Source organism: Flavobacterium sp., from assembly GCF_035760125.1.
GTDB lineage: Bacteria > Bacteroidota > Bacteroidia > Flavobacteriales > Flavobacteriaceae > Flavobacterium.
Window position 1 is genome coordinate 1 of sequence record NZ_DASTTN010000553.1, and the last position, 8,664, is coordinate 8,664.

At 32.0% G+C, this 8,664-nt stretch carries 8 protein-coding genes and 1 pseudogene; all 9 read right to left on the bottom strand.

Going from position 1 to position 8,664, the window contains the following annotated elements:
- Positions 1 to 647, bottom strand: a 647-nt coding sequence (coaBC, locus tag VFS71_RS19735) for a bifunctional phosphopantothenoylcysteine decarboxylase/phosphopantothenate--cysteine ligase CoaBC (protein WP_326403401.1), incomplete at its 3' end; no start/stop codon positions are given.
- Between the two features lie 8 nt (positions 648 to 655).
- Positions 656 to 973 (bottom strand): DNA-directed RNA polymerase subunit omega, encoded by a 318-nt coding sequence (locus tag VFS71_RS19740; RefSeq protein WP_111408714.1) that lies wholly within the window; start codon positions 971 to 973, stop codon positions 656 to 658.
- Between the two features lie 8 nt (positions 974 to 981).
- A complete protein-coding gene (locus VFS71_RS19745; protein ID WP_326403402.1) occupies positions 982 to 1,776 on the bottom strand; it encodes an outer membrane protein assembly factor BamD in 795 nt (264 codons plus the stop codon).
- A gap of 129 nt (positions 1,777 to 1,905) precedes the next feature.
- Positions 1,906 to 2,793 carry a 4-hydroxy-tetrahydrodipicolinate synthase gene (dapA, locus tag VFS71_RS19750; protein WP_326403404.1) on the bottom strand — a complete coding sequence of 296 codons (888 nt, stop codon included), beginning with the start codon at positions 2,791 to 2,793 and terminating at the stop codon, positions 1,906 to 1,908.
- 8 nt (positions 2,794 to 2,801) lie between these two features.
- Positions 2,802 to 3,320: a DUF6913 domain-containing protein gene (locus tag VFS71_RS19755; RefSeq protein ID WP_326403406.1), complete on the bottom strand. Its 519-nt coding sequence runs from the start codon at positions 3,318 to 3,320 to the stop codon at positions 2,802 to 2,804.
- Between the two features lie 257 nt (positions 3,321 to 3,577).
- Positions 3,578 to 4,081: a hypothetical protein gene (locus VFS71_RS19760; RefSeq protein ID WP_326403408.1), complete on the bottom strand. Its 504-nt coding sequence runs from the start codon at positions 4,079 to 4,081 to the stop codon at positions 3,578 to 3,580.
- 184 nt (positions 4,082 to 4,265) lie between these two features.
- Positions 4,266 to 6,269 carry an NAD-dependent DNA ligase LigA gene (ligA, locus tag VFS71_RS19765; protein ID WP_326403409.1) on the bottom strand — a complete coding sequence of 668 codons (2,004 nt, stop codon included), beginning with the start codon at positions 6,267 to 6,269 and terminating at the stop codon, positions 4,266 to 4,268.
- 74 nt (positions 6,270 to 6,343) lie between these two features.
- On the bottom strand, positions 6,344 to 6,817 hold the full coding sequence (locus VFS71_RS19770) for a DUF6495 family protein (protein WP_326403410.1): 474 nt from the start codon (positions 6,815 to 6,817) through the stop codon (positions 6,344 to 6,346).
- Between the two features lie 120 nt (positions 6,818 to 6,937).
- A pseudogene (locus VFS71_RS19775) lies at positions 6,938 to 8,664 on the bottom strand (TonB-dependent receptor); the annotation flags it as partial.

An 8,664-nucleotide genomic window follows, 5' to 3' on the forward strand; every position in this document is an offset into this window, starting at 1 on the left:
GAAGAATGATTTCCAATAAAACGAACTGGATCAATTGCTTCATAGGTAGGTCCAGCGGTAATTAGTATTTTTTTTCCTTTTAAAGGTAATTTACTTTCGAGATCAGCTTCTAAAAAAGCAATTATATTTTCAGGTTCTGCCATTCGTCCTTCACCAGATAAACCACTGGCTAATTCTCCATTTTCGGCAGGAATCATTGTATTTCCAAATTCTTTTAAAGTTTTAAAACTCTCAAGAGTAGAAGGATGGATATACATATCCAAATCCATTGCTGGCGCAAAATAAACAGGACATTTAGCAGATAAGTAACAGGCAATTAAAAGATTATCACATAACCCATTTGCCATTTTAGATAAAGTATTGGCGGTTGCAGGCGCAACAACCATTAAATCAGCCCAAAGACCCAATTCTACATGACTATTCCATTCCTCATTTTTTTCGTCTTTATTGTAAAATTCTGAAAAAACGGGATTCTTGGAAAGAGTAGATAAAGTAAGTGGAGTTATAAAATCCTTAGAAGCAGGTGTCATTATCACTTGGACATGTGCACCTGCTTTTATGAAGAGTCTAACTAATGAAGCCGTTTTATATGCAGCAATTCCGCCAGAAATTCCCAGCAAAATCTTTTTTCCGCTTAAAACTGACATTAGATTGATTATTTATTTGCTTCTCTATGGTAAATTTTACCATCTAACCATTCTTGAACCGCTAAAGCGTGTGGTTTTGGAAGTTTTTCGTAGAATTTTGAAACTTCGATTTGCTCTTTATTTTCAAAAACTTCTTCTAAACTATCATTATAAGTAGCAAATTCCTCTAATTTCTCAGTTAATTCTTTTTTAATTTCAGAATTAATTTGATTTGCTCTTTTAGCCATAATTGTTATCGCCTCATACACATTTCCAGTTGGTGCCTCAATAACTGTTTTATTGTAAGTTATTGTATTTACTGGAGCATTTGTCTTTTTTAAATCCATGACTTTATTTATTTATTATATTTTTGCAATTCAACATCAATTTGAGCTAACATTTCGTCAGCTTTCTTTTTGTATTCTGTATTTGGTTTGAATTTAACCAAATTATTATAACTTGCTTTGGCTGTATTTAATCGTTCTTCCATTTTTGAAGGAATACTGTTTATTGCCAATGAATAAGCGGAATCCAATTTATAATACAATGCTTTTTCTTTATACGGAGTTCCCGGATAATCTGCAACAAAGTTATCAAAAGCGATAATAGCTGATTTATAGTTTGAAATTCTATTGTATTCTAATGCATTTTCGTAAACTTTACGTTCAATCTTATCATTTAATTTTCTAGAAGTCGCATTGGCTTCCGTTATATATTGAGAATTTGGATAACGATCTATAAAACCTTGAATCTTTTCTATAGCTTTAAAAGTATCCGTTTGATCGATACTATAAACCGGAGACAACATTGAATAACTTTGAGCCCCTAAATAAGCACACTCTTCTGATTTTTCACTTTTAGGATAACCCGAAACAAAACTATCAAATTGATACCCTGCCAAATAATATTGTTTGGTTTTGTAACATGATTGAGCATACATGTAAAACAATTTCTCCCCTTGAGGTTTCCCTCTATATGCAGGCGCCAACTGCTCAAAAAGACGAATTGCTTTTGAATATTTTCCAGCTTCATACATTTTAGTAGCCACATCAAACTTTGCTGCGACATCTTCATTCTTCAAAGCTGCCTGATAATCACTACAAGAGTACAAAAAGAGAACAACAAGTAATGCAGATATTATTTTTTTCATTTTATTCACTGATTTTATTTTTATAGCATAATAGTATATGCTATAAAAGCCACCAAAGTTAGGTGGCAAATTTAGTTATTAATTTAGCTATTACAAAATATTTCTTTATTTAAAAAAAACTGCAGCTCTTTAAGTATTTTTGACCATTTTCTTTACAAAAGAATCCAATCGATTTACCAAAAATTCATCCACAGAAACCAATGGCAAACGAACAACATTCTCTGTAATTCCAAGAATACGGAACACTTCTTTGATGCCCGCTGGATTACCTTGCTCAAAAATCATATCGATGCAATCAGCTAATAAATAATGTAATTTATAAGCATCATCTACCTTTCTATTCAATCCCAATCGAATCATTTCTGAAAACTCTTTTGGAAAACCTTGTCCAATTACAGAAATTACTCCCGCTCCTCCAGCCAAAACAACTGGTAAAGCTATCATATCATCACCCGATATAACTAAGAAATCTTTAGGTTTATTTTTTATTAACTGCATTGCTTGAACCAAATCTCCAGCTGCTTCTTTTATTGCTACAATATTTTCAAAATCATTTGCCAATCTAAGAACCGTTGATGGCAACATATTACTAGATGTTCTTCCCGGAACATTATATAAAATCACAGGAATAGGCGACGCTTCAGAAACCGCTTTAAAATGTTGATATATTCCTTCTTGACTAGGCTTATTGTAATAAGGAGAAACAGATAAAATAGCAACAAACGCTGATAAGTCTCTTGTGCGTAATTCTTCAACAACATTCAAAGTATTATTACCTCCCACACCAAGAACTAATGGCAATCTACCTGCATTCACTTCAATTACTGTTGCAATTACCAGCTCTTTTTCTTCTTCTGACAAGGTAGCATTTTCGGCAGTTGTACCTAAGACAACAAGATATTCGATTCCGCCGTCTATAGAAAAATTCACAACTCTTCTCAAAGCATCAATATCAATTGTAAAATCGTCTTTAAACGGTGTAATTAGGGCAACACCTGTTCCTATTAATGATTGCATAATTTAAATTATATTTTGTTTAATATTTTTAAGTATCTAAATAACTCACTTGTAAAACCCTTGTAATTCTCAGGATTAATGTTTATCAAAAAATGATTTAATCTTTTATCAATATTTGAAAAACCAACTTTAAATTTTGCCTTGGAACTATTCGTTAAAAGCAATAAAAAAGGCTTTTCTTCATTATAATAATTAATCAATAAATCAAATTCTTCTGAAATAAACTCATTTATTGACTCTTGCTTAAATCCTCCTTTGAAATTCAAATCCTTTAATCCAAATGTTGACTCTAAATAAACTTCTTTGTTCTTTAAAACATCTCGAAAAACAATAACTTTAATATTGTTTTCTAAAATTCCATTGGAAATAATTTCCTGTTTCAAAGCAGCTGTTTCTAAAGAATTACTTTCATCAACAATCAAACCAACCCTAACAATAGGTGAATTTAATGACTCGCCTTTCACATTACGCAGTCTCTTTTTTACAGTTTTATTTAAGACAAAGCTCTTTATATAATTTAAAAACATACACTTTTAAAAGATTACAAATTTAATTATTTAAGTCACATTTGAGTTGGTAAATCTAAAAAACTATAACGGCCTTTTAAAACTTTTTGTTATATTCTTAACATTTATTTTTATTATTTCTTTAAACAATAAAAGCAACATAGCTACAAAAAAACAAACATAAACACCTGATAATTAATAATAAAAAAAGGTAAAAATATTGAAATTAAAAAAATAATAAAGTCAATAAAGAATAATCAAAAACACCTCAAGGAAAATTAATTTTCGATTAAATCTTCAATTTCATTTTCTTTCTCTTTCTCTAAAAAATAAGTAACCATAAAGAAATAAGAAGAAAATTGAGTAATAATACTAATTAAAGTAAAAACATAATTATAAAAATAAAACTTATACAGGACAAAAAAGATGTCAGTAATTATAAAACAAATACACATTAACATGGCACTAAAAAAAGCATAACTGCCGTTTTTGATATAGTTTATTATAGAAACTATACCCAAAACACTCAAAATTATGCCAAAAGTAACATACAATGAAAAATCTAACTCTAAGTTTTCCAGCTTTAAATTTAAAACAGAATAACAAATAGTACCAATCCCAAGAATTAAAATAAAAATTGACATACTATCTCTATAACTAAATATTAGACGCTTAAAATCTTTTTGACTTAAATATAAAAGCAAAACATAAACCGCCAACACACATAAAAAAGACCCCATTGCAGATTCACTAATATTTAGTGTGGTAAAAATATCCCTCACGAAAAGTAACAAGAAAATCACTCCTTTAAAGAAGCTAATCTTGTAATTATTCGACACCAAATAATAGATAAACAAAGAGGGAATTATAATCGACTTGGTACAAAGTACTAAATCATTATATCCAATTAATTTGAATATAAGTGCCAAAACAGAAGTAATAAAAAACAATATAAGTGACGGAGTACTAGCTTTCATTCAACATTGTTATAAATTGATCCTCAGAAATTATTGCCACGTTGAGTTTATTAGCTTTCTCAAGTTTGGCGGGTCCCATATTATCTCCAGCAACTACAAAATCAGTCTTAGCCGATATAGAACTCCCTACTTTTCCCCCGTTATCTTCTATCGCTTTTTTTAATTCATCTCTAGAAAATGTAGAAAAAACACCAGAAACAACAAATATCTTTCCTAAGAATTTCTCCGTTGCATTTGGATTTACTTTTTCAACAATTTCAAATTGCACTCCGTAACTTTTTAATCTTTCAATAATGGATTTATTTTCATTATTTTCAAAAAAGTCAATTACACTTTGAGCGATTCTTTCTCCAATTTCATCCACCAGAATTAAATCCATTAGAGTGGCCTGTTGCAACGCATCAATATTTTTATAATGCTTGGCCAACTTTTTAGCAACTGTTTCTCCCACAAATCGAATTCCTAAAGCAAACAAAACACTTTCGAATGGGATACTTTTTGAATTTTCAACACCCTTAACTAAATTCTCCGCCGATTTTTGAGCCATTCTTTCTAAAGGTAGAATTTGCTCCACTGTCAATTCATACAAATCGGCATAATTATGAACCAATCCGTTATTAAAAAGTAACGCAACCGTTTCTCCTCCTAACCCCTCAATATCCATTGCTTTTCTCGAAATATAATGCTGGATTCTTCCAATAATTTGTGGTGGACAACCATAAAAATTCGGGCAATAATGATTGGCTTCTCCCTCACCCCTTATTAATTCAGCACTACACTCAGGGCAATGGGTTATATATTTTGTAGGCTCTGAATTATCGGGGCGTTTACTTAAATCAACTGCTATGATTTTAGGAATGATCTCCCCTCCTTTTTCAACAAAAACTGTATCATGAATTCGAATATCCAACTTTTCAATTTGGTCTGCATTATGCAAAGAAGCTCTTTTGACAATAGTTCCTGCCAATTGTACCGGCTCAAGATTGGCAACTGGCGTAATTGCTCCCGTTCTACCTACTTGATATGAAATAGAATTCAATCGTGTAGCCACTTGCTCCGACTTGAATTTATAGGCAATAGCCCACCTTGGTGATTTCGCAGTATAACCTAATTCCTCTTGATGACGAAAATCATTTACTTTTATGACAACGCCATCGGTTTCGTATGGCAACTCATGACGATGAACATCCCAATACTCAATAAACTTAAAAACTTCTTCAAGGTTCTTAGCCAATTTGGCTTCCGCAGGAGCCTTGAATCCCCAATTTCTTGCAGCTTCAAGCCCTTCAAATTGTGAATTAAACGGTAAATTAGGTCCTGTTAAAAAATAGAGTAAACAATCCAAAGGTCGCTTGGCAACTTCAGTACTATCTTGTAATTTTAAACTTCCAGAAGCTGTATTTCTAGGATTAGAATAAGGAGTCTCCCCTATTTCAATTAATTCCTGATTCATTTTTTCGAATCCGGCAAAAGGCAAAATAATTTCACCACGAATAGCAAACTGTTCTGGATAATTTCCTTTCAACTGCAAAGGAATAGACTTTATTGTCTTTATATTATTGGTCACATCATCTCCTTGAAAACCATCTCCACGAGTAACAGCCCGTTTTAATTTTCCATTTTCATAGGTAATACTTATGGATGCCCCGTCATATTTTAATTCACAGGTATATTCTAATGGCACATCACCTAAAACTTTCTGAATTCGATTTTCCCAATCAATCAAATCTTCTTTGGAATAGGAATTATCTAAAGAATACATGCGATATTCATGAGGAATCGTTTCAAAATTTTTAGTCACCGTTCCTCCAACTCTCTGCGTTGGAGAATTGGCATCAAAAAATTCAGGATGTTTATTTTCTAAATCCTGAAGTTCTTTTAATTTCATATCAAACTCATAATCAGACAATGTTGGTTTATCCAACACGTAATAATTATGATTGTGAAGATTGAGTTCTTCCCTAAGTGTTTGAATGGTTTGCAGTATATCCATAAAACAAAAAATTGGCTATTTTAGTGTATTAAATAATCTACTAAAATAACCAATTTAAACTGTAAAAATCAAATTTATCCCTCGATAATAGAATTAATTTGATTGTATAATTGACCATCACTCAAAAAGGAGCCTTGTTGTATCAATTGAAAAATAGAAAGATTACGCTCTTCGGTAAATTCTTTTTTTCCTGTTTTCATTTCAATTGTTTCTGTAAACATATTATCACTAAGCCATTCTAAACCTTCTTTGGATAAAAAATCAATTTCCGGAACCAATGATTTTAAAACAATCGATTTTATATATCCATCAAAACAATGAAAAAGAAAAATATGATTTTTGGAGAAAAATTCTAAATAAGTAGCTTTCGTAAGCACGCCTTCCCAAATCAAATCTGAAAAAACATCTAGTTCTTGTTCTGCAACTTCGGGCTTTTCGGCTTTGATTTGATCCCATTCCGCTTTATCAATTGCCTGAGTAGCCAAAAAATTAGTAAATTCTTGTGTTAATTCTTCAAATTGCTCTTTTGTAAGTCTGGTGTATTTCATGTATTCCTATTAAAATTTTCTTCTTTTTCAGTAACTTTTTTCAAATGCAAATTTATACTTTTTTAGGCCAAAAAAAAGCCTTCTTTTTCAAGAAGGCTAATTAACATAATTGTAAGTTCTTTAGAAAATATATCTTATTCCGAATTGCATTTGCCATCTAGAAGCAAGACTGGCATCGTATGCAAACGTTTTGGTTTGAGTTCCATTAAAAGTATAAGTTGGAGTATTACCTGCAACCGAAACCCCTATTGGCTGAATACTTACCGGAGTTTGAACCAATCCCCAATCAGAATTCAATAAATTACTGAAATTTAAAATATCAATACTAAATTGAATTGTGTTTATTTTTTGTGAAGCAGATGAAACTTTGAAATTAAAATCTTGTAATATCTTCATATCCCATTTCCCTCTCCAAGGAGATAAAGCACCATAACGTTCCGCATATTGACCTCTTCTATCACTCAAATACTTATCTTGACTAATAAACTTATCAAACGCAGCAGCCTGACCAGCACCTGAAAAATTCATAGTTTGGATTTCAGCAGTTGTTGGAACATAGATCAAATCATTGGCTCCCGAACCGTCATTATTGATATCTCCACCATAAGTATAAGTGAATCGTCCTCCTTGAGCATATTCAAAAACAGTTGAAACCGTAGTAGCCCATTTGTCTTTTCCATATTTCCATTTTTTAGAACCAACTCCAACAAAACGATTGTTATCACCATATTTAGAATTAGCAAGCACATCTTTATTTACATCTCCCAGTGCAGGATTAAAAGCAAAAGCATCCCCTGTAATTTCTGCTTCGATAGAGTTCACATCTTTCGAAATCATATAATTATAGGCAACGCTAGCATATAACCCATTATCAAAAGTTTTTTGCACTTTTATAGAAGAGTTGAATGCGTAACCTTTATCGGAGTTAGTCATTACATATGCATTATTAGCTCCTTTATCACTTGCCAAATAAATCGCTCTGTCATCAGCTCCTCCAAGGGTTCCTGAAGGAGTTTTCAATCCCCAGTTTTGGACATGTACTGCATTTATATCCTTGTTATAAGACATATCAACCGTCAAGATGTAATTATTTTTAAACTTATGATCATATCCTAAACTAGTTCTCCATACTTGTGGCCATTTATAATCAGGATCCATAATCTCAAGGAATGAATCATCCGCACCACTTACTTGATTTCCTAACCATACAAAAGGAATTCTACCAGTAAAAACACCAGTTCCTCCACGAAGCTGAGAAATATTATCTCCGTTTATGTTCCAATTAAAACCTAGTCTTGGAGACCAAAGAATTTTATCCGATGGCAAATCTGTAGAAATTAACTTAACCGCTTGGCCAGTTGCTGGATCATAGTAATCAATAGTTTCGTCTCGGACTGCTCCACCCGCAGCATTAACATCCATGTATTTTTGGATTAAATCTGCTGTGTTAAAATACAAAGGCTTATCAGCTCTTAAACCCAAAGACAATTTAAAATCATCATTTAAATCCCAATCATCTTGAGCATAAAAAGCAAGCTGTCCAACATTCAATTCCGATAATTTCCAGCCACCAATCTCTCCGGCTGCAATTTTACTTTTATTGTTGTATGTATCTATTGCATATTGCATGTTTTGAGCCACGATACTAGATGCGTATGGTTTGGCAGCATCTGCTAAGAAATCAGCAACAGTAAAGTATGGAGAAAAGAACAAACCTGCATATCCATTTGGATTACCAAAATTTTCATAACCCGTTAAGTTAAATGAATTTTTAAATGCAAATTTTTCAAATGAACCACCAAATGTAAAGGAGTGATTCCCTACAACGTAGGTTAAATTATCAGTAA